At 67.3% G+C, this 26,216-nt stretch carries 25 protein-coding genes and 1 pseudogene; 19 read left to right on the forward strand and 7 right to left on the reverse strand.

Features of this window, described 5'->3' with window-relative positions; all coding sequences use genetic code 11:
• The first annotated feature begins 76 nt into the window (after positions 1-76).
• The 4 genes from AWJ14_RS11190 to AWJ14_RS11205 all read left to right on the forward strand — a co-directional run bounded on the left by AWJ14_RS11190 (position 77) and on the right by AWJ14_RS11205 (position 5,587).
• Positions 77-1,102, forward strand: coding sequence for a TRAP transporter substrate-binding protein (locus AWJ14_RS11190; RefSeq protein ID WP_066178718.1), 1,026 nt, complete (start codon positions 77-79; stop codon positions 1,100-1,102).
• Positions 1,103-1,171: 69 nt separating this feature from the next.
• A complete protein-coding gene (locus AWJ14_RS11195) occupies positions 1,172-1,750 on the forward strand; it encodes a TRAP transporter small permease subunit (RefSeq protein WP_066178721.1) in 579 nt (192 codons plus the stop codon).
• Position 1,751: 1 nt separating this feature from the next.
• Positions 1,752-3,065, forward strand: a complete 1,314-nt coding sequence (locus AWJ14_RS11200; RefSeq protein ID WP_066178724.1) for a TRAP transporter large permease — start codon at positions 1,752-1,754, stop codon at positions 3,063-3,065.
• A gap of 233 nt (positions 3,066-3,298) precedes the next feature.
• The gene (locus AWJ14_RS11205; protein WP_066178727.1) at positions 3,299-5,587 is read left to right on the forward strand and encodes a sensor domain-containing phosphodiesterase; all 2,289 of its coding nucleotides are present in this window, start codon (positions 3,299-3,301) and stop codon (positions 5,585-5,587) included.
• Positions 5,588-5,618: 31 nt separating this feature from the next.
• Here the strand turns inward: AWJ14_RS11205 and AWJ14_RS11210 are convergent, their stop codons facing one another.
• Both AWJ14_RS11210 and AWJ14_RS11215 read right to left on the reverse strand, forming a co-directional pair.
• Positions 5,619-6,200 carry a GNAT family N-acetyltransferase gene (locus tag AWJ14_RS11210; protein ID WP_245304237.1) on the reverse strand — a complete coding sequence of 194 codons (582 nt, stop codon included), beginning with the start codon at positions 6,198-6,200 and terminating at the stop codon, positions 5,619-5,621.
• Positions 6,201-6,276: 76 nt separating this feature from the next.
• Positions 6,277-6,456, reverse strand: coding sequence for a hypothetical protein (locus tag AWJ14_RS11215; protein ID WP_139112609.1), 180 nt, complete (start codon positions 6,454-6,456; stop codon positions 6,277-6,279).
• A 225-nt stretch (positions 6,457-6,681) separates the two neighbouring features.
• Between AWJ14_RS11215 and AWJ14_RS11220 the strand changes: the two genes are divergently transcribed.
• From AWJ14_RS11220 to AWJ14_RS11235, 4 genes are all read left to right on the forward strand, one after another.
• Entirely contained in the window at positions 6,682-7,509 is an 828-nt protein-coding gene (locus AWJ14_RS11220; protein WP_066178739.1) for a LysR family transcriptional regulator, read from the forward strand.
• A gap of 122 nt (positions 7,510-7,631) precedes the next feature.
• Positions 7,632-8,579 carry a glutathione synthase gene (gene gshB, locus AWJ14_RS11225; RefSeq protein ID WP_066178742.1) on the forward strand — a complete coding sequence of 316 codons (948 nt, stop codon included), beginning with the start codon at positions 7,632-7,634 and terminating at the stop codon, positions 8,577-8,579.
• A 111-nt stretch (positions 8,580-8,690) separates the two neighbouring features.
• Positions 8,691-9,335 (forward strand): DUF4396 domain-containing protein, encoded by a 645-nt coding sequence (locus AWJ14_RS11230; protein WP_066178745.1) that lies wholly within the window; start codon positions 8,691-8,693, stop codon positions 9,333-9,335.
• Between the two features lie 215 nt (positions 9,336-9,550).
• Entirely contained in the window at positions 9,551-11,083 is a 1,533-nt protein-coding gene (locus tag AWJ14_RS11235) for a YifB family Mg chelatase-like AAA ATPase (protein ID WP_066178747.1), read from the forward strand.
• Between the two features lie 233 nt (positions 11,084-11,316).
• Here the strand turns inward: AWJ14_RS11235 and cysK are convergent, their stop codons facing one another.
• The 3 genes from cysK to dut form a co-directional block, all read right to left on the reverse strand.
• Entirely contained in the window at positions 11,317-12,288 is a 972-nt protein-coding gene (cysK, locus tag AWJ14_RS11240) for a cysteine synthase A (protein ID WP_066178749.1), read from the reverse strand.
• 149 nt (positions 12,289-12,437) lie between these two features.
• On the reverse strand, positions 12,438-13,442 hold the full coding sequence (locus tag AWJ14_RS11245) for a proline racemase family protein (protein ID WP_066178752.1): 1,005 nt from the start codon (positions 13,440-13,442) through the stop codon (positions 12,438-12,440).
• Positions 13,439-13,906 (reverse strand): dUTP diphosphatase, encoded by a 468-nt coding sequence (dut, locus tag AWJ14_RS11250; protein WP_066178849.1) that lies wholly within the window; start codon positions 13,904-13,906, stop codon positions 13,439-13,441. Before dut ends, AWJ14_RS11245 begins: the two co-directional genes overlap by 4 nt.
• Before the next feature lie 132 nt (positions 13,907-14,038).
• On the opposite strand from dut, the gene AWJ14_RS11255 reads away from it, so the two are divergent.
• The 11 genes and pseudogenes from AWJ14_RS11255 to AWJ14_RS11300 all read left to right on the forward strand — a co-directional run bounded on the left by AWJ14_RS11255 (position 14,039) and on the right by AWJ14_RS11300 (position 24,277).
• Positions 14,039-15,628 carry a peptide chain release factor 3 gene (locus AWJ14_RS11255; RefSeq protein WP_066178754.1) on the forward strand — a complete coding sequence of 530 codons (1,590 nt, stop codon included), beginning with the start codon at positions 14,039-14,041 and terminating at the stop codon, positions 15,626-15,628.
• 26 nt (positions 15,629-15,654) lie between these two features.
• Entirely contained in the window at positions 15,655-16,290 is a 636-nt protein-coding gene (locus AWJ14_RS11260; protein ID WP_066178757.1) for a DUF1176 domain-containing protein, read from the forward strand.
• A gap of 183 nt (positions 16,291-16,473) precedes the next feature.
• Positions 16,474-17,166 carry a MauE/DoxX family redox-associated membrane protein gene (locus AWJ14_RS11265; protein ID WP_139112610.1) on the forward strand — a complete coding sequence of 231 codons (693 nt, stop codon included), beginning with the start codon at positions 16,474-16,476 and terminating at the stop codon, positions 17,164-17,166.
• Between the two features lie 856 nt (positions 17,167-18,022).
• Positions 18,023-18,253: a hypothetical protein gene (locus AWJ14_RS11270; protein WP_066178761.1), complete on the forward strand. Its 231-nt coding sequence runs from the start codon at positions 18,023-18,025 to the stop codon at positions 18,251-18,253.
• 718 nt (positions 18,254-18,971) lie between these two features.
• Entirely contained in the window at positions 18,972-20,012 is a 1,041-nt protein-coding gene (locus AWJ14_RS11275) for a zinc-dependent alcohol dehydrogenase family protein (RefSeq protein WP_066178764.1), read from the forward strand.
• An 81-nt stretch (positions 20,013-20,093) separates the two neighbouring features.
• Positions 20,094-20,657: a helix-turn-helix domain-containing protein gene (locus AWJ14_RS11280; protein ID WP_066178766.1), complete on the forward strand. Its 564-nt coding sequence runs from the start codon at positions 20,094-20,096 to the stop codon at positions 20,655-20,657.
• A complete protein-coding gene (locus AWJ14_RS11285) occupies positions 20,654-21,181 on the forward strand; it encodes a GNAT family N-acetyltransferase (protein ID WP_066178769.1) in 528 nt (175 codons plus the stop codon). The genes AWJ14_RS11280 and AWJ14_RS11285 overlap by 4 nt, the downstream gene beginning before the upstream one ends.
• Positions 21,182-21,445: 264 nt before the next feature.
• On the forward strand, positions 21,446-21,673 hold the full coding sequence (locus AWJ14_RS23095) for a DMT family transporter (protein ID WP_425349626.1): 228 nt from the start codon (positions 21,446-21,448) through the stop codon (positions 21,671-21,673).
• Positions 21,674-21,846: 173 nt separating this feature from the next.
• Positions 21,847-22,098 (forward strand): annotated as a pseudogene (locus AWJ14_RS21910) (FeoA family protein); the annotation flags it as partial.
• Between the two features lie 88 nt (positions 22,099-22,186).
• Positions 22,187-24,064, forward strand: coding sequence for a ferrous iron transport protein B (feoB, locus tag AWJ14_RS11295; protein WP_066178773.1), 1,878 nt, complete (start codon positions 22,187-22,189; stop codon positions 24,062-24,064).
• A 3-nt stretch (positions 24,065-24,067) separates the two neighbouring features.
• Positions 24,068-24,277, forward strand: coding sequence for a hypothetical protein (locus AWJ14_RS11300; protein ID WP_066178776.1), 210 nt, complete (start codon positions 24,068-24,070; stop codon positions 24,275-24,277).
• A gap of 55 nt (positions 24,278-24,332) precedes the next feature.
• Here AWJ14_RS11300 and AWJ14_RS11305 read toward each other — a convergent pair whose 3' ends face one another.
• Together AWJ14_RS11305 and AWJ14_RS11310 are read right to left on the reverse strand one after the other, a co-directional pair.
• The gene (locus AWJ14_RS11305; protein ID WP_245304230.1) at positions 24,333-24,974 is read right to left on the reverse strand and encodes a MarR family winged helix-turn-helix transcriptional regulator; all 642 of its coding nucleotides are present in this window, start codon (positions 24,972-24,974) and stop codon (positions 24,333-24,335) included.
• A 251-nt stretch (positions 24,975-25,225) separates the two neighbouring features.
• Complete coding sequence (locus tag AWJ14_RS11310) at positions 25,226-26,137, reverse strand: pirin family protein (protein ID WP_066178782.1); 912 nt, start codon at positions 26,135-26,137, stop codon at positions 25,226-25,228.
• Positions 26,138-26,216 lie beyond the last annotated feature (79 nt).

The following is a 26,216-nucleotide window of genomic DNA, read 5'->3' on the forward strand; positions in this document are numbered from 1 at the left end:
GCACATCTTTTGCCACCGGACCGGGCAGGTGGAGGACCTCCCGGCAAGGTTAAGCGACAACTAATGGGAGAGAGACATGAAATTCATGACCACGCTTGCCGGACTGGCCGCGACCGCCGTTTCGGTCCTGGCGCTTTCGGGCGCTGCCTTGGCGGCAGATTACGAGTGGACGTTCCAGACCTCCGAAACGGCCGGCGAGCCGGGCTTCATCAACAAGCAGAAATGGGCGGAGAATGTCGGCGTCCTCTCCGGCGGGCGGATTCAGATCGAGATCCTGCCGATCGGGTCCGTGGTGCCGCATACCGACACGCTCGAGGCCGTCGGCTCCGGGATCCTGCAGGGCCACCTGACCGACCCGAGCTACTTCGCCGGCAAGGACCCGGCCTTCGCCATGATGGGCAATCTGGTGGGCGCCTGGAGCGATCCGTTCGAACTGCTCGGCTTCATGCAAACCGGCGGTGGCGACGAACTCTATGCCGAACTGGTCGAGCCCTATGGCGTCCACTTCATCGGCGCGGCCGCGACCGAGCCCGAGGCCTTCGTCTCGAGCGTCCCGATCCGCACCGTCGAGGACCTCAAGGGCGTCAAGCTGCGCGCCCCGGAAGGCATGGTGTTCGAGATCTTCTCCAAGGCCGGCGCTTCGCCGGTGGCGCTGCCCGGCTCCGAGATCTTTTCCGCGCTCGACAAGGGCGTGGTCCAGGCCGCCGACAACACCGTCTTCGCCACCAACCAGGCCCTGGGCATGAACGACATTGCCCATTATCCGCTGTATCCGGGCTTCCACTCGCTGCCGCTGATCGACATTTCCATGAACAAGGAGATCTGGGACGGCCTGCCCGACGACCTCAAGGCAATCCTCGATGCCTCGGTCGCCCAGTTCAGCTTCAACCACATCTATTCCGTGCGTCTTCTCGATGCCAAGGCGGTCGCCCAGGCGCGCGCCAATCCGGAGATCGAGATCATCAACTGGTCGGGCGACGAACGCGCCAAGTTCCGCCGCATCGCCCAGGACGAGTGGAAGGTCTGGGCCGAGAAATCCGCCATGACCCAGCGCTACTACGATGCGGTGACGTCCTATCTGGAAGGCCGCAACCTGCTCTGATCCAAGCCACGCCGCGCCCGGTCATCCCCGTCCGGGCGCGGACTCCGTGTCATCGCGAGGAGAGCGCCCATGGCCGACACCAAAGACCTTCAAGACCATGCCGAAAGCGACGATCCGGAAATCCGCACCGGGCTCGATCGCGCGGTTGCCGGCTCCAGCCGGTTTTTCGCCTGGGCGATTTTCCTCGCCTTCCTGATCACCGTGTTCGAGGTGATCGCGCGCTATGTTTTCGACGCGCCCACCTACTGGGCGCATGAAAGCACCATCTTCCTGATCGCCGCGATCTTCCTGGTCGGCGGCCCGATCGCCCTTGCCCGCGACAAGCATATCCGCGTGCGGATGTTTTACGACTCGGTGTCGCCGCGCAACCGGCGGCGGCTCGACATCGCCAATTCGCTGGTCGCCATGGTGTTCTTCGCGGGCCTTGCCTATGCCGGCTGGATCATGTCCTGGAAGGCGACCCACACCCCTGGCGGCGAGATCCATCTCGAGGGGACCGGCACCTCGTGGAACCCGCCGACGCCGGCGCTGCTCAAGATCCTGGTCTTTCTCTGCGTCGTGGTGATGTTCGTCCAGACCGTCATGCACCTGGTCGCGGCACTGCGCCGCGACGTGTCCGCATCCGACCGCCCCACCGGAGACCGATGACATGGGCCTGAGTGCACTGGGTATCGAATACGGCTCCTATGTCCTGGTGGCCGCCATCTTCCTGTTGTTGCTGACCGGCCAGCCGCTCGCCTGGGTCACCGGTCTCGTGGCGCTGATCTTCACCTTCGGCTGGTTCGGCGGCAATGCGCTGCCGCTGGTCACCGCCCGCATCTTCGGCTTCATCACCGAATATTCGCTGGTCGCCATCCCGATGTTCATCCTGATGGCGGCGCTGCTCGACCGGTCGGGGATCGCCAGGGACCTGTTCAACGGCATGCGCGTGCTGGCCGGGCGATTGCCCGGGGGCGTCGCCGTGCAGACCCTGATCGTCGCCATCCTGATGGCGGCGATGTCGGGTGTGATCGGCGGCGAGATCGTGCTTTTGGGCATTCTGGCGCTGCCGCAGATGCTGCGGCTGGGCTATGACCGGAACCTGTCGATCGGCGTGGTCTGCGCCGGCGGATCGCTCGGCACGATGATGCCGCCCTCGATCGTGCTGATCATCTACGGCCTGGTGGCCAGCGTCTCGATCGCCGATCTTTTCGTCGCCGCCATCACCCCCGCGCTGCTGCTGCTGGCGTTCTATGTCGGCTATGTGCTGGTGCTGTGCCTGCGCAATCCGCAGCTCGGCCCGCCGATGTCGCGGGAAGAGCTGTCGGAGGAATCGCTCGGCAGCGCGATCCGCTCGGTGATCGCGCCGCTGTTCATCGTCGTGGCGGTGCTCGGCTCGATCTATGGCGGCGTCGCCTCGATCACCGAGGCGGCCGCACTCGGCGTCTCGGCGGTGCTGATCATCTCGCTGTGGCGCCGCGAACTCGGCTTCAAGATGCTGCAGGACAGCCTGGTGCACACGCTCGAGACCTGCGGCATGATCATCTGGATCGGCATTGCCGCGGCGGTGCTGGTCGGCGTCTACAACCTGATGGGCGGCAACCGGTTCGTCGCCAATGCCATTCTCGGCATCGACGCCCCGCCGGTGGTGATCATCATGGTGATGATGCTGATCCTGCTGGTGCTCGGCATGTTCCTCGACTGGATCGGCATCGCGCTCCTGACGCTGCCGATCTTCGTGCCGATCGTCGTCCAGCTCGGCTACGACCCGATCTGGTTCGGCATCCTGTTCGCGGTCAACATGCAGGTCTCCTATCTCACGCCGCCCTTCGGCCCCGCCGCCTTCTACCTCAAGAGCGTGGCGCCGAAGGAGATCACGCTCAAGCACATCTACACCGCGCTGCTGCCATTCATCGCGCTGCAACTGGTGGTGCTCGGCATCATCCTGTTCTTCCCGCCGATCGCCACCTGGGCGGTGAATTAAGGCCGGCGCGGCGACACGTCCTTCCGGACCGGGCCGGGTCTCGAAAGCCCGGCCCACACCCGCCCGCGCCCCAAGAAAACGTCCCCAAAAACTTATTGAGACAAATTGCATCCCTGCACATGCCGCCTTTTTTACCATTCCCCGCTATCGTGACGGCACATCGGACAGGGAGAGGGGCGCAACGTGACGCGAACAGGCATCGACGATCCATCCGCGGCCGCGCGAGCGACGGCATGAGCAGGGCCGCCCAGCCACCCGCTGCGCGCAAGAAGCTAGAGGAGCCGTACCGGGGCTTCCCGGTTCCGGCCAATGAAGCCGAGCGCCTGGAAGCCGTTCACCGTCTCAACATCCTCGATACCGCGCCCACGCCGGAATTCGATGCCATCGTCAAGATGGCCGCGACGATCTTCGACGCGCCGATTGCCATGATCACCTTTCTCGACCGGGACTTCCGCTGGTGCAAGGCGCAGATCGGCGGCGGGCTGCCGAAGCTGCGTCGCGAACACGCCTTCTGCAACTACACCATCCTCGACACCACCCCCTTCGAGATCGAAGACACGCTGGCCGACCAGCGCTTCAGAAACAATCCGAGCGTCGCCGGTCCGCCGCATCTGCGCTACTATATCGGAATCCCGGTCTCGCTCGACGGCTCCACCAATGTCACCACGCTGTGCGTGCTCGACACCAAACCGCGCAAGGCCACGCCCGGCCAGTTGGAACAGTTCGAACAGCTCAGGACCGTGCTGACCGGACTGGTCGCCTCGCATGATTCCGCCCAGAAGGCGAGAACCGCCGAGCAGCACGCCCGCCAGCGCGCGATGCTGCTTTCCCAGGTCGAGAAGATCGCCAAGATCGGCGCCTGGTCGTTCGACACCGAGACCGGGGCCGTCGATTGGTCGCCGCAGATGTTCGCCCTGCACGAGCTTCCCGGCGACGAGGTGCCGAGCTTTGCCGATGCGATCGGCTATTTCGCCGATCACGAAAGGGAGCGGGTCGACGCCAAGATCGCGAACTGCATCGAACGCGGCGAGCCGTTCGAGCTGGAGGCCGACTTCCTCTCGGCACGGGGCAACCTGAAGCGCGTGCGCGCGATCGGCGAAATCCAGCACCGGGACGACCGGCCGCCCTGCCTGGTGGGTATCTGCAAGGACATCACCGAGCAATACGAGCAGACCCGGCGGCTGTGGCGCGCCGCCCATCTCGACAGCCTGACCGGCATCGCCAACCGCCATTCCTTCCAGAGTGAGATCGACCAGCGGCTGGCAGGCTGCCCGTCGGCCGCTGCGCCCGCGCTGCTGGTGCTCGACGTCGACAACTTCAAGGACATCAACGACGAATTCGGGCACCTGGCGGGAGACGAGATCCTGCGCGCGGTGGCCCGTCGCATCGCCGGGGCGGTTCCGCCGGAAGCCTTCTGCGCCCGGCTCGGGGGCGACGAATTCGCGATCCTGATCGACACGGCAGGCGATAAGGAGAGCGGCCGAATCCTGGCCGAGGAACTGGTCGCCCGGATCACCGCTCCGATCCTCTACGACCAGCGCGAGATCCGCGTCAGCGTGTCGATCGGCATCGCCGCATCGCCGGCGCAAGTGACGACCGGGGACGAACTGTTCCTGCAGGCGGACATGGCGCTCTATCACGTCAAGCAGAACGGCCGCGGCAGGATCCAAATCTACGAGCCGGCGATCACCCAGGCGATCGAGGACAAGCGGCGTTCGGTAGCGCTGATCCGCGCGGCGATCGCCGATGCGGGACTGGAGCCGTTCTACCAGCCGATCGTCGACCTCGCCACACAGCGGATCCGCGGCGTGGAGGCGCTGGCGCGCATCCGCAATGCCGACGGCTCGATCCTCGGGCCGGGCGATTTCTGGCATGCGCTGCTCGACCCGCAATGCGCCCGGGAGATCGACGAAGTGATCCTGGCGCGGGCGTTGCGCGATTTCGCGCAGTGGCGCGCCGAGGGCCGCGACATCGCCTTCGTGGGCGTCAACGCCTCCTCGGCGAGCATCCAGTCGGGCAATTTCACGGACCGCGTCTTCGCGGAACTGGCCCGCAACGGGCTGTCGGCGCGCGATCTCAAGATTGAAGTGGTCGAAAGCGTGTTCCTGGACCAGGGCAGTTTCGACGTGCGCGCCGTGCTCGAGGAACTCTCGGCCCGCGGCGCCCAGATCGCGCTCGACGATTTCGGCACCGGCTATGCGTCGCTCAGTCATCTGCGCGACTACCCGATCGATTGCATCAAGATCGACAAGTCCTTCGTCCAGGGTCTTGGCCGCAACACCTGCAACACGGCCATCGTCCAGGCGCTGATCGGCCTCGGCAAGGCGATGACGCTGCATGTGGTGGCCGAAGGGATCGAGACCCACGGCCAGCTCGATTTCGTCTCGGCGCTCGGAGCCAATTTCGGCCAGGGCTACCTGTTCGCCAAACCGATGGACGCGGCGGCCACGGCGCTGGTGCTGCCGTCGGCGCGCGCGGACAACCTGTCCGGGCCGCTGCCGGCAACCCGCTGGCGCGCCTAGACAGCCAGTTGCACGCCAAGGGCGGAGTTGCTTACCTTTGGCGGCGGCGCCAGGCCATGCGTGTGAGCTCATACCAGACTTCGCCGTCCCCGGAGCCCGGGATGGGAGCGGGAAAGTCAGAAAAATCGGTGCGTGTGTGTTTCATGCCGATCTTCTCCATGACGCGGCGCGAACCGTGGTTGACCGCCATGGTGCAGGCGATGATGCGGTCATATCCGCCATCGCCAAAGCCCCAATCGACGAGCGCTGAAGCGCCTTCGGAGGCAAGGCCCTGGCCCCAGCAGCCGCGGCACAGCCGATAGCCGATCTCGGCCAATGCCCGGCTTTCGGGGAAAAGGCAGAACCAGCCGACAAATTCGTCATTGCGCGAGCGCCGCGCCGTCCAGACATGGGGTTCCGTTCCCCTTGGCATGAGGAATGTCACTTTCTCCGGGTCGACGGTTGCGTGATCAACCGGCCCCCCATTGAGAAAGCGCATCACCTCGGGATCCCGCTCGAGGTCCATGAAATCGGCGCGGTCGGCCGGGCTGCAAGGCCTGATCGTCAGATTGGTCGTTCTCAAAATGGCCATTTCCAACTCCCTCGACGCCTGAGCAAGGCCAGCCGTACCCACTTCTGTCAATGGGTGCCACCGCTGAGCGCCTTTACACCGGGGACACCGGCGGTCAGCATGGAAGCCTTGGCGGCACTCATCCCGAGCCACCGCCCGGCCGAGGCTTGCCGGGCGCAGGGGCATCCGGCTTGCGCAGATGGCGCACGGCGCCGGCCGCCAATGCGCTCACCACCCGGCAGCTCCACCCGACGCAGCTTTCGACCGCCAGCACCATCCGGTAGATGGCCAGGTTGCCGATCCGGCCATGCGATCTCATGAATTCGTCCTCCTCGCGCTCTGCTCTGGATTTGCCCTCCTGCGGGAACGGACATCTGCCGGCGGCGCGTTTGGTATGGGATGTGAACATCTGTCTCTCCTGATGCGTCCGCCCGGGGAAGTCCGCGTCGACCACCCGGCGCGCGCGTCGGCAGGGCCTTGACGTGAACCCAGGTTAATGGCTCGCTGCCGCTGACGGAATGAAACGGTTTGAACGGATCTTTTCATGAATGAAACGAAAGCCGACTGGGCGGACCTGCAGCTGTTCCTCGCCGTGGCGCGCGAAGGCGGGCTGTCTCCGGCGGCGCGGGCGACCGGGAGAAGCCCGGCGACGCTGGGCCGGCGGATGATGGCGCTGGAGCGGAAGCTGGGGCGTGACCTGTTCATCCGCCACGAGCGCGGCTACGAGCTGACCGCGGAGGCCCGGACGCTGATGCAGGATCTCGAGGCGGTGGAGGCCCGGCTGCTGCGGCTCACCGCCCCCGAGGAGCCGATCGAGCGGCCGCTGGTCAAGGTGTCCGCCGGGACCTGGACGACGCTGGCGCTGCTCGACCAGCTCGATGCGATCACCGGCGCCCCGGCCGACCTGCGGCTGCGGTTCGTGTCCACCGAGGCGACGCTCGACATCGCCCGGCGCGAGGTGGTGATCGGGTTTCGCAACGCGCGGCCCACGGGCGGCAGCCTTGCCGGCCGCAGGCTGCTGCGGGTCGAGTTTGCCGCCTATGCCCTTCCCGGCGCGCCCGACCACTGGATCCGGATCGTGGCCGACACGCCCTCGGCACGCTGGCTCGCGCGGGTGGCGGGCACCGAGGCTGCCTGCGAGGTGACGGCGCCGCGCAACGGTCTCGACCTGGCGCTTGCCGGCCGGGGCAAGGCGCTGCTGCCGACCTTCATCGGCGACCGGCACCCCGGGCTTGAGCGCGTCGGCGACACCATCTCCGAACTCGGCCACGACCAGTGGATCGTCACCCACCAGGACGACAGGCACCTGCCCCATGTGCGCCGCGCCATCGATCGCATCTGCGCGGCCTTTGCCGGATGGCGGCGGGCGTAGGCTGTGGCTGGGGCCGTGGCCACCATCGGCACATCCCTGCGGCATTTATCGCTGAAGCCCGTTGCAATCGCCCCCCCTCACCGCCTATGTGAGATCGTCAGATTGGCGGAGACCCCCTAGCGATGAGCAAGATCCGGAATGTCGCGGTCCAGATGGACCATGTGAGCACCATCAGGATTGCAGGCGATTCCACCTTCGCCATGGGGCTCGAGGCCCAGGCGCGCGGCTACAAGCTGTTCCACTACACGCCCGACCGGCTGTCGATGCGCGACGGGGTGGTGCAGGCCGTGGTGGAGCCGATGATCCTGCGCGATGTCGAGGGCGACCACTTCGAGCTCGGCCCGCGCGAGACCGTCAATCTCGCCGACATGGATGTGGTGCTGCTCCGCCAGGACCCGCCCTTCGACATGGGCTATATCACCTCGACGCATCTGCTTGAACGGGTGCATCCGAAGACGCTGGTGGTCAACGACCCGGCCTGGGTGCGCAATTCGCCCGAGAAGATCTTCGTCACCGAATTTCCCGACCTGATGCCGAAGACGCTGATCTCGCGCGATCCGGCAATCATCGCCGCCTTCCGCGCCGAGGTCGGCGACATCATCCTCAAGCCACTTTACGGCAATGGCGGCGCGGGCGTGTTCCACATCAAGCCCGACGACCGCAACATGTCCTCGCTGCTCGAAACCTTCGCGCAGATGTACCGCGAACCCTATATCGCCCAGGAATATCTCGCCTCGGTCAGGGCCGGCGACAAGCGCATCATCCTGATCGACGGCGAGCCGGTGGGCGCGATCAACCGCGTGCCTGCCGAGCACGATTCGCGCTCGAACATGCATGTCGGCGGCCGCGCCGAGCACAGCGAGCTGACCGCGCGCGAGAAGGAAATCTGCGCCCGGATCGGCCCCTCGCTCAAGGCCCGCGGCTTCATCCTGGTCGGCATCGACGTGATCGGCGACGTGATGACCGAGATCAACGTGACCTCGCCCACGGGCCTGCGCGAGATCCGCAATTTCGGCGGCGCCGATATCGCCAGCCTGTTCTGGGACGCGGTGGAATCCAAGCGGGTCTAGCCTGGGCACCCGCCGGCCCGCGACAGCGCTGCCGGCCCGGCCCTGCCAATCGCCCGGCCCGGCCACTCGCCCGGACTTGCAACCGCACCGGGGGCGCTGTTACCCTTTCGGATGATCGATATTCTGATGAACCCCTGGTTCCTGGTCGTCTGGGGTGCGGCTGCAATGGTCAGCTCCGCCCTGCTGATCCGGGACCTCGTGGTCAACAATGCCCAGCTGATGTCGCTGATGAAGCTCGTCTGGGTGCTCACCGTGCTCTATTCCGGCCCGCTGGGGCTCACGGTCTACTGGGCCACCGGGCGCCGGCAGATCCGCGATGACGCGCTGTGGCGGCGGGCGTTCCGGTCGGTCGCCCACTGCTATTCCGGCTGCGGACTGGGCGAAGTCACCGGCGTGGCCGTCGCTGCCGGGCTGATGGGGCTCGGCACCACCGGCATTGCGCTCACCACCTTCGCCTTCGCCTTCCTGATGGGCTTTGGGCTGACGCTCGGGCCGCTGATCCAGGACGGCGTGCCGTTCGCGCAGGCGCTGCGCGAGACGCTGATCGCCGAAACGCCCTCGATCGCGGTGATGGAAATCGTGGCAATCGGCGTCGATCTCATGCTCGCGGACAAGGCGGCGATGGGCGACGTGCTGTTCTGGTCGTCGCTGATCGTGTCGCTGAGCTGCGGCCTGATCGCCGCCTATCCGGTCAACTGGCTGCTGATCCAACGCGGCATCAAGCAGGGCATGATGGATCCACGCCAGACGATGTAGCTGGCCCCGCCACCCCAGCATGCGGACGCATGCCCCGGCACGGATGTTCCGCGCCTGCAACCCGACACAACTCAACTCCCTCAAAAAGTGCAATCGTTGCCATATTGTTCTTGTTTTAGTCCGCATACCGTGCTTCAATCCCGCCGGATCGCGCATAGCGGGTATTTTCGCATGCCCGGAGCGGCAGTTCAGGCGACACGGCAGGGGGCTCAGTCATGGTTGCGCGCGTCAGTACGGTATCGTTCCAGGGCATAGAGGCGGTGCCTGTCGACGTCCAGGTGATGATCGCGCCGGGCAAGGTGAACATGCATATCGTCGGCCTGCCGGACAAGGCGGTGGCCGAAAGCCGGGAGCGGGTGCAGGCGGCGCTGCACGCCTCGGGCCTTTCGCTTCCGGCGAAGAAAGTGACGGTCAACCTGGCGCCGGCGGACTTGCCCAAGGAGGGCAGCCATTTCGACCTGCCGATCGCGCTGGGGCTGATGGCGGCACTCGGCGCGATCCCCGGCGACGCGCTCGACGGCTATGTGGTGCTGGGCGAACTCTCGCTTGACGGCACCATCGCCACCGTCGCCGGCGCGCTGCCCGCGGCAATCGGCGCCAACGCGCTCGGCAAGGGGCTGATCTGCCCGGCGGGCAGCGGCGCGGAGGCCGCCTGGGCGGGCGAGGAGATCGACATCATCGCGCCGCGCTCGCTGATCGCCATCGCCAATCATTTCCGCGGCACGCAGGTGCTCTCGCGGCCTCAGCCGGCGATGCGCGCCGCCCCCACCGACCTGCCCGACCTCGCCGACATCAAGGGCCAGGAAACCGCCAAGCGGGCGCTCGAGGTGTCGGCCGCCGGCGGGCACAACCTGATCATGGTCGGCCCACCCGGCTCGGGCAAGTCGATGCTCGCGGCACGGCTGCCCTCGATCCTGCCGCCCTTGTCGGCGCCGGAGCTGCTGGAAGTGTCGATGATCCACTCGATCGCCGGCCAGCTCGCCGGCGGCAAGCTCTCGGACCGGCGCCCGTTCCGCGCGCCGCACCATTCGGCCTCGATGGCGGCGATGGTGGGCGGCGGACTCCGGGCACGGCCAGGCGAAGTCTCGCTCGCCCACAACGGCATCCTGTTCCTCGATGAATTTCCCGAATTCACGCCGCAGGTGCTCGATTCGCTCCGCCAGCCGCTCGAGAACGGCGAGAGCGTGATCGCGCGCGCCAACCACCGGGTGAGCTACCCCGCCAATATCCAGCTGATCGCGGCAATGAACCCGTGCCGCTGCGGCATGGCCGGCGAACCGGGCCATAGCTGCGCCCGCGGCCCGCGCTGCCAGGCCGATTACCAGAGCCGGATCTCGGGGCCGCTGATGGACCGGATCGACATCCGCATCGACGTGCCGGCGGTGAGCGCGCAGGACCTGATCCTGCCGCAACCGGCGGAACCGAGCGCCGAGGTGGCGCTGCGCGTCGCCGCCGCCCGCGAGCGGCAGCAGGCCCGGTTCCGCGCGCTCGGGCGCCCCGACATCCGCACCAATTCGCAATGTTCGACGGCGTTGGTCGAACAGGTGGCGAAGCCCGACGCAGGCGGGCAGAGCCTGCTCAGCGATGCGGCGGAAAAGATGCGTTTTTCGGCGCGTGCCTATCACCGCATCCTCAAGGTCGCGCGCACGCTCGCCGATCTCGACGGCGCCGAGACCGTCGGCCGGATCCACCTCGCCGAAGCGATCTCCTACCGCATCGCCTCCGAGCGGGTGACGCAGGCGGCGTGAACTGGCGCCGTTCGCGGCGGACGAGCCAACGGCTATCGGGTCCGCCTTGACCGAGAAGGGTCAGCGGTCTGGCCGCGCCTCCATGGCGGCATGGCCGGACAGCAAGACGCCCGCGCCTGGGGGAGCAGGCGCGGGCGCGATATCCAGGGCCGGTCGGGGCGCGGGGCCGGGGCGGAGCGCGACCGGCTCAATCCCGGGCGGCGGGCTCGTGGCCCGGCCGGAACCGATGCCCGTTAGCCGCCCAACCCCTCGAACAACGCGGTCGAGAGGTAGCGTTCGGCGAACGACGGGATGATGACGACGATCTGCTTGCCTTCGTTTTCGGGGCGGCCTGCGACCTTGACGGCGGCGGTCAGTGCCGCGCCCGAGGAGATGCCGACGGGGAGCCCCTCGAGTTTCGCCACCTTGCGGGCCATGGCGAAGGCCTCGTCGTTGGTGACCTTCTCGATCTCGTCATAGACCGTTGTGTCGAGCACGCCGGGGGCGAAGCCCGCGCCGATGCCCTGGATCTTGTGCGGACCCGGATTGCCGCCCGACAGCACCGGCGAATCCGCCGGCTCGACGGCGACGATGCGCACGCCGGGCTTCTTCTGCTTGAGCACCTGGCCGACGCCGGTGATGGTGCCGCCGGTGCCGATGCCCGAGACGAAGATGTCGACCTTGCCGTCGGTGTCGTTCCAGATCTCCTCGGCGGTGGTCTTGCGGTGGATGTCCGGATTGGCCGGGTTTTCGAACTGCTGCGGCATCACCGCATCGGGGTTTTCGGCCACAAGCTCCTCGGCCTTGGCGATCGCGCCCTTCATGCCCTTGGGGCCTTCGGTCAGCACCAGTTCGGCGCCGAGCAGCGCCAGCATCTTGCGGCGCTCGATCGACATGGTTTCGGGCATGGTCAGGATCAGCCGGTAGCCCTTGGCGGCGGCGGCGAAGGCGAGCGCGATGCCGGTGTTGCCGGAGGTCGGCTCGACCAGCGTGGTCTTGCCCGGGGTGATCTTGCCCTGGGCTTCCAGCGCGTCGATCATGGCCACGCCGATGCGGTCCTTGACCGAGGCGATCGGGTTGAAGAACTCAAGCTTGGCGAGGATCTCGGCCTTGACGCCCTCGGCTTCGGCGAGCTTGCCCAGACGAACGATCGGCGTGTTGCCGACGGTGTCGATCACGGATTGATAGATGCGGCCGCGGCCGGGCTTCTGCGAAGTGGCGGACATGACTTATCTCCTTGTGTTTGAAGGAAGTGTAGTGTCCGCAGGACGCAAGCACCAGTCACCGGCTCAAATCCAGCGCGCCGGAAGCCGCAAAATAATTCCAATTTGCAGCAGGAAAACAGAATTCAGTTCCGAAACGCGCGCGCCCCGGATCAGCGCACAAGAAATCCTTCCGCGAAGGGATCCCCGTCCTCGATCGTGAACTCGGCCTTGCCGGAATAGAAGGCACGGCCGGTGACCATGGCCGTGATGGCGGGATAGGGACCGGCGGTGGTGGCCGAGGCGACCGAGCCGGAAAAGCGGCTGCCGACCAGGCTTTCGAAAACCCGCGACTGGCCGGGCGCGATCTGGCCGCGGGCCTGCATGGCGGCGAGCCGCGCGGTGACGCCGGAGCCGGTGGGCGAACGATCCACCTGGCGCTCGGCGAACACGCAGACATTGCGCGTCGGCCGATCCGAATAGGCATCGTTGCCATCGGTCAGAATGGTGCCGTAGAGAAAGGCAAGCTCGGCGTCATCGGGGTGATGCAGGGCAATGGCAGCACTTGCCGCACGGGTCAGGCTGTCGCCGGCGGCGACGAAGGCCGCGACCGGATCGCGGCCGAAGCGAAGCCCGAACTGGCGCGCGTCCGCCAGCGCATAGAAGGCGCCGCCATAGGCGATGTCGAAGCGGATCCGGCCCCATTCGCCGATATCGAGCACCCGGTCGCGGGCGAACAGGAACGAGGGCACGCTTTCGAAGCTCACCTCCGCGGGCTGGCCGTCGCGCATGGCGACCTCGGCACGGACCAGACCGCAGGGGCACTCGATATTGACCGGCGTCACCCGTTCGCGGGGCGTGACCAGCCCCTGGTCGACCGCAAAGCGGCCGAGCGCGATGACGGCATGGCCACACATGGTGGAATAACCCGCATTGTGCATGAACAGCACCGCGAGATCGGCGCCGGGCAGGTCCGGCTCGACCAGCAGCGCGCCATACATGTCGGCATGGCCGCGCGGCTCCAGCATCATGAGCTTGCGCAGATGATCGAGGTGATCGCGGACATAGGCGCGCTTTTCGAGGATGGTGCCCTTTGGCAGGTCCGGATAGCCGCCTGTAATGATCCTGAGCGGCTCGCCGCCGGTGTGCATGTCGATGACGGTGAGCGGGCCGCTCATGCCGCTCCCGTCGAGCCGAAGCCGCCCGACCCGCGCGCGGTAACGCCCGCAGCCTCCCGCAGCACGAGGCGGGCCTGGACCACGGGGGCGACCACCAGCTGCGCGATGCGCATGCCGCGGGTGACGGTGAAGGGTTCGGTGCCGAGATTGGCGAGGATCACCTTGACCTCGCCGCGATAGTCGCTGTCGATGGTGCCGGGGGTATTCAAGCAGGTGACGCCCGACTTGAGCGCGAGGCCGGAGCGGGGCCGGACCTGGCCCTCGAAGCCGTCAGGGATTTCCATGACGAGGCCGGTGGGCACGGCGGCGCGGGCGCCGGGGGCCAGTTCGAGATCGGCGCCGTCCCCGAGCGCCGCGCGCAGGTCCATGCCGGCCGCGCCGGCAGTCTCGTAGGCCGGAAGGGCGAGGCCTTCGCCATGCGGCAGGCGCACGATGCCGATCACCGGCAGCGTGCCGGCACGCATGTCGGAGACGGTGGAAGGGCTGATCGCTGTCCGGGTCATGCCCCATGCTTCCACCCTGGCGCGGCCGAGGTCAATTGCAACTCGCCCGCCGAACCGCTAGAAGTCGCGCCAATCAACAGGAATCCGCCACCGATGCCCGAAAACCTTACCGAGGAAGTCGGCCGCCGCCGCACCTTCGCCATCATCTCGCACCCGGACGCCGGCAAGACCACGCTCACCGAAAAGCTGCTCTTGTTCGGCGGCGCGATCCAGCTTGCCGGCGAGGTCAAGGCCAAGAAGGACCGGATCCAGACGCGCTCCGACTGGATGAAGATCGAGCGCGAGCGCGGCATTTCGGTGGTCACCTCGGTGATGACCTTCGAATATGGCGGCCATGTCTTCAACCTGCTCGACACGCCGGGCCACGAGGACTTTGCCGACGACACCTACCGGACGCTGACGGCGGTGGATGCGGCGGTGATGGTGATCGACGCGGCCAAGGGCATCGAGCCCAGGACGCTGAAACTGTTCGAGGTGTGCCGGCTCCGCGACATCCCGATCATCACCTTCGTCAACAAGATGGACCGCGAGGCGCGCAACCCGTTCGAGATCCTCGACGAGGTCGAGCAGAAGCTCGCGCTCGACTGCGCGCCGATGACCTGGCCGATCGGCCAGGGCCGGACCTTCTCGGGCACCTATCATTTGAGCCGTTCGGCGATCCGAAAGTCCGACCAGGAGGTGGGACTGACCGCGGTCAACGGCCCGGAATCGGAAGCCGTGGCGGGCCTGCTGCCCGAAAACGAACGCGAGACCTTCATCGAGGAGACCTCGCTCGCGGTCGAGGCCTGCAAGCCGTTCGAGCTGCAGGCGTTCCGCGAGGGGCACCTGACGCCGGTCTATTTCGGCTCGGCGCTCAGGAATTTCGGGGTGCGCGACCTGATCGACGCGCTCGGCGAATTCGCGCCGCAGCCGCGTGCGCAGGTGGCCGACATCCGCACGGTGGAGGCGACCGATCCGAAGATGACGGCCTTCGTCTTCAAGATCCAGGCCAACATGGACCCCAACCACCGCGACCGCATCGCCTTCGTGCGGGTGTGCTCGGGCCGGCTCGAGCGCGGCATGAAGGCCAGGCTCTCGCGCACCGGCAAGCCCTTGAGCCTGTCGGCGCCGCAGTTCTTCTTCGCCTCGCAGCGCCAGATCGCCGACACCGCCTATGCCGGCGACGTGGTGGGCATCCCCAACCATGGCACGCTTCGCATCGGCGACACGCTGACCGAGGGGGAATCGCTGGTGTTCCAGGGCGTGCCGAACTTCGCGCCGGAGATCCTGCGCCGGGTGCGGCTCGAGGATGCGATGAAGGCCAAGAAGCTGAAAGAGGCGCTGCAGCAGATGGCCGAGGAAGGCGTGGTGCAGCTGTTTTCGCCCGAGGACGGCTCGCCCGCGATCGTCGGCGTGGTCGGCGCGCTGCAGCTCGACGTGCTCAAGGAGCGGTTGTCGGCGGAATACGGGCTGCCGGTCGGCTTCGAGATGGCGCGGTTCTCGGTGTGCCGCTGGATCTCGGCGGCCGACAAGAACGATCTCGAGCGCTTCGTGACCACCCATCGCGGCGATATCGCCCGCGATCTCGACGGCGACCCGGTGTTCCTGGCCGCCGACACCTTCTCGCTCAACTACGAGGCCGAGCGGTGGAAAATGATCGACATGGTGGCGATCAAGGAATACCACGTAGCAAAGGCGGCGTGAGGCCGCGCGGCGCGGGGGACCGGGGCATGGGCAAGCAGCTGATTGCAGCAGTGACGGGGGCGGTGACGCTCGCCATGGCGACGACGGCGGCGCCCGCGCAGGAGCCGGCCAATGCCGAGCTCGATGCCGCGCGCGCCTTCGTGCTTTCGGCCCTGCCCGGCCAGTGCGACGCCGATCCCGCCTTCGGCGACAGCATGGCCTATCCCGTATCCTGGCGGCCGGGCTGGGCCGAGGCGGACACGCCCGACAGCCATGGCACGCTCTACAAGGTGTTCTGCTTCGCCGGCGCCTACAACCTGATCGACGCCTATGTGTTCAAGGGCGACGACGAGACGTTTTCGCTGATCGGCTTTGCCGAGCCGGTCTACACGGTCGAGTATGCCGAGGGCGACGAGACCCAGACCGAACTCAAGGCGCCGCCGGCCGTGACCGGGTTCTCGGCCACGCTGACGCTGGTCAATTCCGAGTTCGACCCCAAGACCAACACCATCTCCAGCCTGTCGAGCTGGCGCGGGCTCGGCGACGCCTGGGCCGCGGGCTCCTGGGTGTTCCGCGAGGGACAGTTCGTGCTGTCGCGCTACGCGATCGACCCGATCTACGAGGCCAATCTCGACAATGCCACCGACGCCCAGCGCGACACGGCCTTCGAAATCTATCCCTGATGGGGCTCAAGCCGGGGTGCAAGCGCGCCCCCGGAACCTTCCCGCTTCCGCGACATTGACCGGGTGAAGCCCGGCACCGGCCCTGCCGCAACGGCGGCACGGCCAGGGCGCTGACGCCGCCGGGGACGCTCGCATCAAGGACAAGACCATGGCCCAGACCGCCAAGCTTTACCGGATGGTGACATCTGCCCGTTCGGGCTCAAATCCAAGGACCTGCTGGAGCGCAAGGGATTTGACGTCGAGGACCATCCGCTCACAAGCCGCGAGGAGACCGACGCCTTCAAGCGCGACCACGGCGTCGAGACCACGCCGCAGACCTTCATCGACGGCGAACGGATCGGCGGGTTCGACGATCTCCAGGCCCATTTCGGCGAGAAGCCCAAGGACGAGGACGCGCCGAGCTACCAGCCGGTGATCGCGATCTTTGCGGTGGCCGCGCTGATGGCGCTGGCGATGAGCTGGGCGGCCTTCGGCACGATTGCGACCGTGCGCACGGTGGAATGGTTCATCGCCGTGTCGATGTGCATTCTCGCGATCCAGAAGCTGCAGGATCTCGAAGCCTTCCAGATGATGTTCATCACCTATGACCTGCTGGCGATGCGGCAGTTGCGCTACGCCAAGATCTATCCTTTCGGCGAGGCGCTGGCGGGCGTGCTGATGATTGCTGGCACGCTCACCTGGATATCGGCGCCGGTGGCGCTGTTCATCGGCACGGTGGGCGCGGCCTCGGTGATCAAGGCGGTCTATATCGACCGGCGCGAACTCAAATGCGCCTGCGTGGGCGGCGACAGCAAGGTGCCGCTCGGCTTCATTTCCCTGACCGAAAACCTGATGATGGTGGCGATGGCCATCTGGATGATCGCCAAGGCGGTTTGAACCGCAATGCGTGAGGCACCCGCGGCAAGCGGCGGGTGCGCGGCGGGACGGCACAGGCGCGGACAAACGCCCGCGCGCGAAAAATTTCGCCGACGGCATGACTGACTTTCGGTCTCCGGCCAAGGCCGGATGTGCGGGGCGCGGGCGCTCGGCCCGGGTGGATTGGAAGGGTGTGGCATTGGCGCGGTCGCCCGCGCCCCGCCGGTGAGGGACGGTTGCCCCGCCTTCCGGGCGGGGTCGGCTTTTCCCTCCTGCGGCCGGTCTCACGCAAGCCCTGGGCGGTGTGTCCTGTTCGGCGTCTTACGGCCGAACCCGCCTTTTGCCGATGCCGCGGCGTGGCAACCCGCCTGCGGCATGCGCTCATGGATCGGGCCGGCGTTTCGGGTGGCGGTGCCAGAGCCCCGGCCGGCAAGCCCGCCGGCAAGGACCCCGACACGTGAAACGCCGCCGGCGCGACAGCCATCGGGGCTTCCGCTCCGGTTCCGGCCTGTTGCTGCGCGGGCCTCAAGGGCCGGACCCACTCCGGTCCGGCCGGCCCGCGCAAGGCCGGGATGATCGGGCTGCAAGCGTCCGGCACGAGGGTACGGCCCCGCCCGCACCAGACCTCACCGCCATCCGCCCGCCGGGGCTCCGTCGGCCCCGGCCATCCGTGGAGCGGACGACCGGTGCAGTATCGCACGGGCGCGAAAGGTGGGGATGAAGCAGGCCGTCTTTTTTTGGCCGGCAGGTTTCGCGGTCGGCCGGTTTGCTGGCTTGCGCGGGCGCAGGCGCCGCGAACGCGCGGGAACCGAATGCCCGGCCCGGGCGTTTTGTCCCCACGCAGAGCCCAACCGAACCGCACCCGAAGGAGACTGCCATGCGTACCCGAACCCGGATTGCCGCCCTGATTGCCCTGCCGATCAACGCCGTTCTGTTCGGCGCCGGCGCCATTGCCGTGCTCTCGGTGCCGGCGCTGGCCGAACACGCGAAATACCTGCTGCCGATCGTTATCATCGCCGGACTGACCGCAACCTTCCCGCTGGCCTGGGCGCTGGCGCCGCGCCTGCGCGCACGCCACCACTATGCCGGTGACCGCCAGGCCGGCTGAGGCTGGGCGGAAGCCGATTTTCACGGCGGGAGAGCATCGACGCGTCGCCTTTTCGCCCCATGAAGCATTTTAGCCTGCAGCCTTACCCCCACCCGGATCAGCTGCGCTGCGCTTGCTTCTCCGACCTCCCCTCAAGGGGGAGGTTGGGCATCTTCATTCGGCTGCGGTCTCTTGGAGGGATTGCGATCGTGTCGAGGGATTGCCATCGTCCCGAGCCATGCACGGCGGCCCAAAGCAACGCTGTCTGTCACTCTTGTCCTGACCCTGCCAGTTTGGCCGACCGGAAGGCGCTTCATCGACAGCAGGCATGCTCTCCTTGGAGAAGGAGGCAAGGATGCCACACGTTTCCAGCATAACCGGGCTGCACGCTTCCCCCATGACCGGAGCGATACGGCAAGGGACCCTCTCCCTGCCCCAACCTCCCCCTTGAGGGGAGGTCGGAGAAGCGAGCGCAGCGCAGCTGATCCGGGTGGGGGTGGGCGGCATCTGCAGGTGGTGAACGCCTCGTGGTTCTTCGCACCGCCCTCACCCCGAAAAGCCCCACTCCGAAATAGAGCTCAAAGCAGCCGAACCGACCGGGGCGCGGCACCGTCTACCCCGGGCATCTAACGGCGGTCTGGCAGGATTCCGACGGGTTGCGGCGCAGACGCCTCTCCCCAAGGGCGGCTTGGGCGTATAGAGACGGGTGAACCGATCCTCGTTCTGCCCGGGTGAAACCATGAAAGCCGTTCTCTACGAAACCTTCCGCCAGCCGCCGAAGCTCACAACCCTGCCCGATCCCGCGCCCGAGACCGACGGCGTGGTGATCAAGGTCGAGGCGACGGGCGTGTGCCGCAGCGACTGGCACGGCTGGATGGGCCACGACCCCGATATCGCGCTGCCGCATGTGCCCGGCCATGAGCTGGCCGGCACGATCGCCGCCGTCGGCAAGGGCGTCACCCGCTGGAAAGAGGGCGACCGGGTGACGGTGCCGTTCGTGGGCGGTTGCGGGCACTGCCCGGAATGCCATGCGGGGCACCAGCAGGTGTGCGATCACCAGTTCCAGCCCGGCTTCACCCATTGGGGCTCGTTTGCCGAATACGTGTCGATCCATCGCGCCGACCTCAATCTGGTGGCGCTGCCCGACAGCCTCGATTTCGCCACCGCGGCGAGCCTCGGCTGCCGCTTCATCACCTCGTTCCGCGCCGTGGTGGACCAGGGCCGGGTGCGCCCCGGCGAATGGGTGGCGGTGCATGGCTGCGGCGGGGTGGGCCTGTCGGCGATCATGATCGCGGCAGCGAGTGGCGCCCGCGTGGTGGCGATCGACATTTCGGAGCGCGCGCTCGCCCTGGCCCGCTCGGTGGGCGCGGTTGCCACGGTCAATGCCGCCGAGACCCCGGACGTCGCCGAAGCGGTCCGCGACGTGAGCGGTGGCGGCGCGCATCTGTCGCTCGACGCGCTCGGGGCGACGGCCACCTGCGTCAACTCGATCCTGAGTCTGCGCAAGCGCGGCCGCCACGTGCAGGTGGGGCTGATGGCGGGCGAGCACAGCCTGCCGCCGCTGCCGATGGGCCGGGTGATCGGGTACGAGCTGGAAATCTACGGCAGCCACGGCATGCAGGCGCACCGCTACGGGCCGATGCTGGCGATGATCGAGGACGGGCGCCTGAAGCCCGAGGCGCTGGTCGGCGCGCGGATCACGCTCGAACAGTCGATCGACGCGCTGATGGGGATGGACCGGTTCCAGACCGCCGGCGTGACCGTGGTGACCGAGTTCTGAGACGCACACAACGCCGCTTGACGGGGTGGCCGCAAAGACATATCCCTTATCCGGGAACATTTCCAGATAACGGGAAGTATTATGCAAGCCACACTCAATGACCGGCTCGCCGAGCGGCTGAAGCAGATCCGTATCGCGCGGGGCTGGTCGCTTGAGGTGCTGGCGGAGAAGAGTTCGGTGAGCCGGTCGACGCTGTCGCGGATCGAGAATGCCGAGGTGAGCCCCACGGCGGAGACGCTGGGCAGCCTGTCGAGCGCGTATCAGATGAGCATTTCGCAGCTGCTGGCGCCGATCGAGACGCCGTTTGCGGCGCTGGTGCGCCATGGCGAACAGAGCCTGTGGCGCGACGCCGACAACGGGTTTGAGCGCCGCATCGTCTCGCCGCCGAGCGGCGGGCTGTCGGCGGAGGTGGTGCGCTGCGAGCTGGAGGCCAACCGGAAGATTTCCTATGCGGCGCCGTCGATGCCGGGGCACGAGCATCATCTGGTGGTGCTGAGCGGCATCCTGGCCGTCACCGTCGACGAGGAGACGCGGGTGCTCGAAGCCGGCGATTGCCTGCGCTACCGGCTGTTCGGGCCGTCGCGGTTCCAGACCGGGGACCAGCCGGCCTCCTACCTGATCGTTCTCGCCGGAGCCACGTCATGACCGCCATTGCCACGCTTGCCCTTGGCGCAGACGCGCTCGACACCCATGCCGGCGCGCTGGCGCGGATCATGGCCGAGACCGTGAACGGCGGCGCCGCGATCGGTTACATGCAGCCCTTCACGCAGGCCGACGGCCTTGCCTTCTTCGAGGAGGCGGTGTTTCCGGAGGTGCGGGCGGGACGGCGCAGGCTGATCGTCGCCCTGTGCGACGACACGGTTGCCGGCACGGTGCAACTGATCACGGCGCTGCCGCCGAACCAGCCGCACCGCTGCGAGGTGGCGAAGATGATGGTGGCGCCGGCGTTCCGGCGCCGCGGCATCGGCCGGGCGCTGATGGCCGCGCTCGATGCCGAGGCGCGGGCCGCGGGCAAGAGCCTGATCACGCTCGACACCCGCACCGGCGACGTTGCCGAGCCGCTCTACCGGGCGGCGGGGTTCCGGACCGCGGGCGTGATCCCCGGCTTCGCGCTCGATGCCGACGGGGCGGGCCTGCACGCCACAACCTATATGTACAAGCCGCTGTAGCCCTGCGCTGCCGCCGATCCCGGGGCTGGCACCGGCGAGCCGCCATTCAGTGCCCGGCGCGGGTCCATGGACGCATGGCCGCCGCACCGGCGGCAGCCTTCTGCTTGCCGCCTTGCCGGCCTTTGCCCCGGCAAGACCTGCGCTCGGCTTCGGGCCGGGCACGACAGTCGCGCAGCCGGGCTTGCGCCCATGCCGCAGCTGCCCTTGTGAGACCGGCGCGGCAGGTCGCGCATCGCCGCCCGGGGAACGGGGCCGAGGCAGGCGGTGCCGCGACTCGGTGTCACAGTGGTCCTGATGCTGGTCCTTCTGGGCAACATGGCCGGTGCTGCCGTTTTCGATGATTTCGGCTGGTTTGGCCTGCCGGAGCGGCCGCGTGGCGTGGGCAGCAATGAGGCGGATTTTCCTCATGTTTACAGGAGGTTTGCCCGCCGCCGGGCGCGGCTGACGGGAGACTGCGCATCCCCCGCCGCCAGACCCTGCGCCGTCCCGTAAAGCCCAATCATTCCCGCTATTTAGAGAGGTTCTAAGAGTCCTTTCAAATCATACATTTTGACTCCACTTTGGGGCGGGTGTAGGGCGTCGTTCAACGGCAGCGCGTGGTCATGCCGTTTTACTCCTCAAGGACTTCAGAGCCGTGACTCACACCCCGAACTCCCCCAACCCAGATCAAGCTTGGCGAAGGCCGCCGCGGACTGCGCGGAACCGTCGCCCGCGTCGGCAACCCGATCAACAACGGCAGCGCGCCGCGCTCGGCCTTCGACATCGAACTCGAAAAGCGGCTCCTGGAAATCGGCCTCGTCGAAGGCGCGCAGGTGGAGATCCTGCACGAAGGCTTCATCGGCCGCGACCCGATCGCCGTCCGGGTCGACAGCATGCGCGTGGCGCTGCGCCGGCGCGAAGCCAATTCGGTGCTGGTGGACTGCGCGCAAAGCGCGGCGGCGACGGGTGACCCGGCCGCGCGCGGCCCGCAGGCGAACGGCCCCATGCTGGCGGCGGAGTGAGGGCATGCTCGATACAGTTGCCAAGACCTACCGCGTCGCCTTTGTCGGCAACCCCAATTGCGGCAAGACGGCCCTGTTCAATGCCCTGACCGGCAGCCGCCAGAAGGTGGCGAACTATCCCGGCGTGACGGTGGAACGCAAGGAAGGCCAGCTCATCACCCCCGGCGGCAAGACCGTCACCGTGATCGACCTTCCGGGCACCTACAGCCTGCGCGGGCGCAGCCCCGACGAGGTGGTCACCCGCGACGCCGTGCTCGGCAAATTGCGCAATTTCGAGCGGCCCGATCTCCTGGTCTGCGTGGCGGACGCGACCAATCTCAGGCTGATCCTGCGGCTGGTGCTGGAAGTGTCGAGCACCGGACTGCCGATGATCCTCGCGCTCAACATGTCCGACATTGCCGAGAACCGGGGCATCCGGGTCGACGCGGAGGGGCTCTCGCGCGAACTCGGCATTCCCGTGGTCCGGTCGGTGGCCGTCTCCCGTGCCGGCGTGAGCGAGCTGCTCGGCGAACTCGACACGGCGCTCACCGCCGCCCGCCACGGCACGGCCTCGGCCATGACCTGGGCCGAGCGCGGTGCCGACGAGATCCGCCAGGCCCACCGCCTCGCCGACCAGATGGTGGCCCGCTTCGTCAACACGCCCGACATTCCGCGCGACATGAGCTCGCGCATCGACAAGGTGCTGCTGCACCCGGTGGCAGGTATCCTGATCCTGCTGGCGGTGCTGTTTTTCGTGTTCCAGGCGGTCTACACCTGGGCCGGGCCGCCGATGGACATGATCAGCGACGGCTTCGACGCACTTGCCGCGACGGTGCAGGAGACCCTGCCCGAAGGCCTGCTGGCGAGCCTGCTCACCGACGGCATCATCACCGGCGTGGGCAGCGTGCTGGTGTTCCTGCCGCAGATCGTGATCCTGTTCTTCTTCATCATCCTGCTCGAGGATTCGGGCTACATGGCGCGCGCGGCCTTCCTGACGGACCGCATCGTCGGCGGCGCCGGCCTGCATGGCCGCTCGTTCATTCCGCTGTTGTCGAGCTTCGCCTGCGCGATTCCCGGGGTGATGGCCACGCGGGTGATCGAAAACCGTCGGCAGCGGCTCGCCACCATCATGGTGGCGCCGCTGATGACCTGTTCGGCGCGGATTCCGGTCTACACGCTGCTGATCGGCGCCTTCGTGCCGCGCTCGACCGTGGGCGGTTTCATCGACCTGCAGGGACTGGTGCTGTTTTCGCTCTATCTCGCGGGCATCGTCAGCGCCTTCGTGGTGGCGCTGGTGTTCCGCACCTTCGTCTGGCGCGGCAAGACCGAGCCGTTCATCATGGAACTGCCCGGCTACAAGCTGCCGATGCTCCGGAGCGTGGCGATGGGCGTGTTCCAGCGCGCCATGATGTTCGTCCGCCGGGCGGGCACGCTGATCCTGTCGATGATGATCCTGATCTGGTTCCTGTCGACCTTCCCCGGCGCGCCGGAAGGGGCGACCGATGCGGCGATCAACTACAGCTTCGCCGGCATCATCGGCCATGCGATCGAGCCCGTGCTGGCGCCGATCGGCTTCAACTGGCAGATCGCGGTGGCGCTGATCCCCGGCATGGCCGCGCGCGAAGTGGCCGTGGGCGCGCTCGCCACCGTCTATGCGGTGGGCGGAACGGCGCTCGACGAAGTATCGCTCGGCGCGACCATCGCCGCGCAATGGCCGCTGGCGACCGCGCTGTCGCTTCTGGCCTGGTACGTGTTCGCCCCGCAATGCGCGCCCACGCTCGCCGTGGTGCGGCGTGAAACCAACTCCTGGCGCTGGCCGGTGCTGATGTTCGTCTACATGATGACGCTCGCCTATACCGCGTCCTTCGTGGTCTACCGGACCGCCACCTATCTCGGAGGCTGACCCATGCTCGATGCAATCGTAACCTTTGGCCTGGTCGCGGCCGCGGCCGTCTATGTGGCCTGGCGGCTGTTCCTGTCGCGCAAGGCCAAGCAGCGGATCCGCGGGCTTCTCAACGGCCAAGCCGAATGCTGCCCGGCGGACGAGGCCAGCGGACAATGCCCCGGCGGATGCTCGGGCTGCGACCATGCAGCCCCCGCCCCCAGGCAGCGCTAGAAACGGAACGTCGAAACCGGAGAGAGGCGCCCCCGGCCCTCGGCCGGGGCTTGGCTCAGCCGGTTTCCCGGCCCAATTGCCGTGCAGAGGGCTGAACGATCGCGCCCGGCACTTCGCCCGGCAGCACCGGCGGCGCGGCCACCGAAGGCAGCGGGGAGGAGGGCTTGCGGCCCAGGATTTCCTCGATCAGCTTCTGCTGCGCCTCGCTCGCCTCGGCGGTGTCGAAACGCGGGTCGCCGGCACGCACGGGCTCGCGATTGGCCTCGAACAGCCGCCGGATCGCCATCAGGCCGGGCAAGGCGTCGGACATGATCTGGCGGTCGTCATCGTGCAGGAAGCTTGCGAAGGTGCGGGCGGCGACCGCGATCGCCTCCTCGCAGAAGACCCGGCCGGCCTCGGTCAGGAACACCAGCTTGGAGCGGGCATCCGTGGCACTCGGCCGGGTTTCGATGAAGCCGCGCTTCTCAAGCACCTGCAGCGAATGGCTGATGGTGGCCTTGGACACGTTCATGGCATTGGCCAGGGCAAGCGGCGTGGCGCCGTCGCCGACCCGCACCAGATGCAGGATGATGCCGAAATGCGACGGGTGGACGCCATCGGGCAACAGCTTGCCGACCAGCGTGTTGCAGAGCTGGTAGATCTTTCCGATCTCGTTGAAAAACACATATCCGTCGCCAGGCTTGTATACGGCGTTCATGTCCATCACCTTTCCCTGCGGCTGGCGGTGCCCCAAAACCTTCCGGACCTTGACCGGGTGCAGGCGCTGCCGCCGAATCCTGGCCTCATGGCACGTGCCTGCACGAGAAATAGGCAACAAAAACGGCCACTTCAAGGCAAACACGGCAAGACTGCGGCAAAGCCCGCGCCGCCGGAGCAAAATCCGGCGGCGCGGGGCCAGAAAGCTGGCGCGCGGGCCAAAAACCCGCGCACCGGGACCCGCGCTACCGCTCAGGCCGCGGGCTTGATGAAGGTGCCGTTCTGCAGCTCGGTGACCGCCTGGATCAGCTCGGCGCGGGTGTTCATGACGATCGGGCCGTGCCAGGCCACCGGCTCCCTGATCGGCTTGCCGGAGACGAGCAGGAAGCGGATGCCCTCGTCGCCCGCCTGCACGGTGATCTCGTCGCCGGTGTCGAAGACGACCAGCGTGCGGTCGCCGGACATGTCGCGGATCTGGATCTCCTCGCCCTCGACTTCCTTCTCGACCAGCACGCCGAAGGGCTTGGACGCATCGCGGAAGGTGCCGGAGCCCGCGAAAATATAGGCGAAGGCCGAGCGGTAGGCATCGACCTTGAAGGTCTTGCGCTTGCCCGGCGGCACGGAGATGTCGACATAAGACGGCTCGGCGGCGATGCCGTCGACCGGGCCGCGCTTGCCCCAGAACTCGCCGCAGATGATGCGCGCGGCGGTGCCGTCGTCATCGACCTCGACCGGGATGTCGGCGGAGCTCACATCCTGGTAGCGCGGCGCGGTCATCTTCATCGAGGACGGCAGGTTGGCCCAGAGCTGGAAGCCGTGCATGCGGCCATTGGCGTCGCCCTTGGGCATTTCCTGGTGCATGATGCCGCGTCCGGCGGTCATCCACTGCACGTCGCCCGCGCCGAGCGTGCCGCGGTTTCCCAGGCTGTCGCCATGCTCGACGGTGCCGGCCAGCACATAGGTGATGGTCTCGATGCCGCGATGCGGATGCCAGGGGAAGCCCTTGAGATAGTTTTCCGGCCGCTCGTTGCGAAAATCGTCGAACAGCAGGAACGGATCGGTGAGCGAGGGATCGTCGAAACCGAAGGCACGACGCAGGTGCACGCCGGCACCTTCGAGATGCGGGACGGCGGCGGATTCATGACGGACAGGCCGGATGGACATGGCAGTCTCCACGGTGATGGGCCGGCAAGGCGCCGGCAATGGTTGCGTTGGCGACAATGTAGACTGCCGGGGACCGGTT

The sequence above is a fragment of the Parahoeflea olei genome (genome assembly GCF_001703635.1).
Taxonomy (GTDB): Bacteria; Pseudomonadota; Alphaproteobacteria; order Rhizobiales; family Rhizobiaceae; genus Hoeflea; species Hoeflea olei.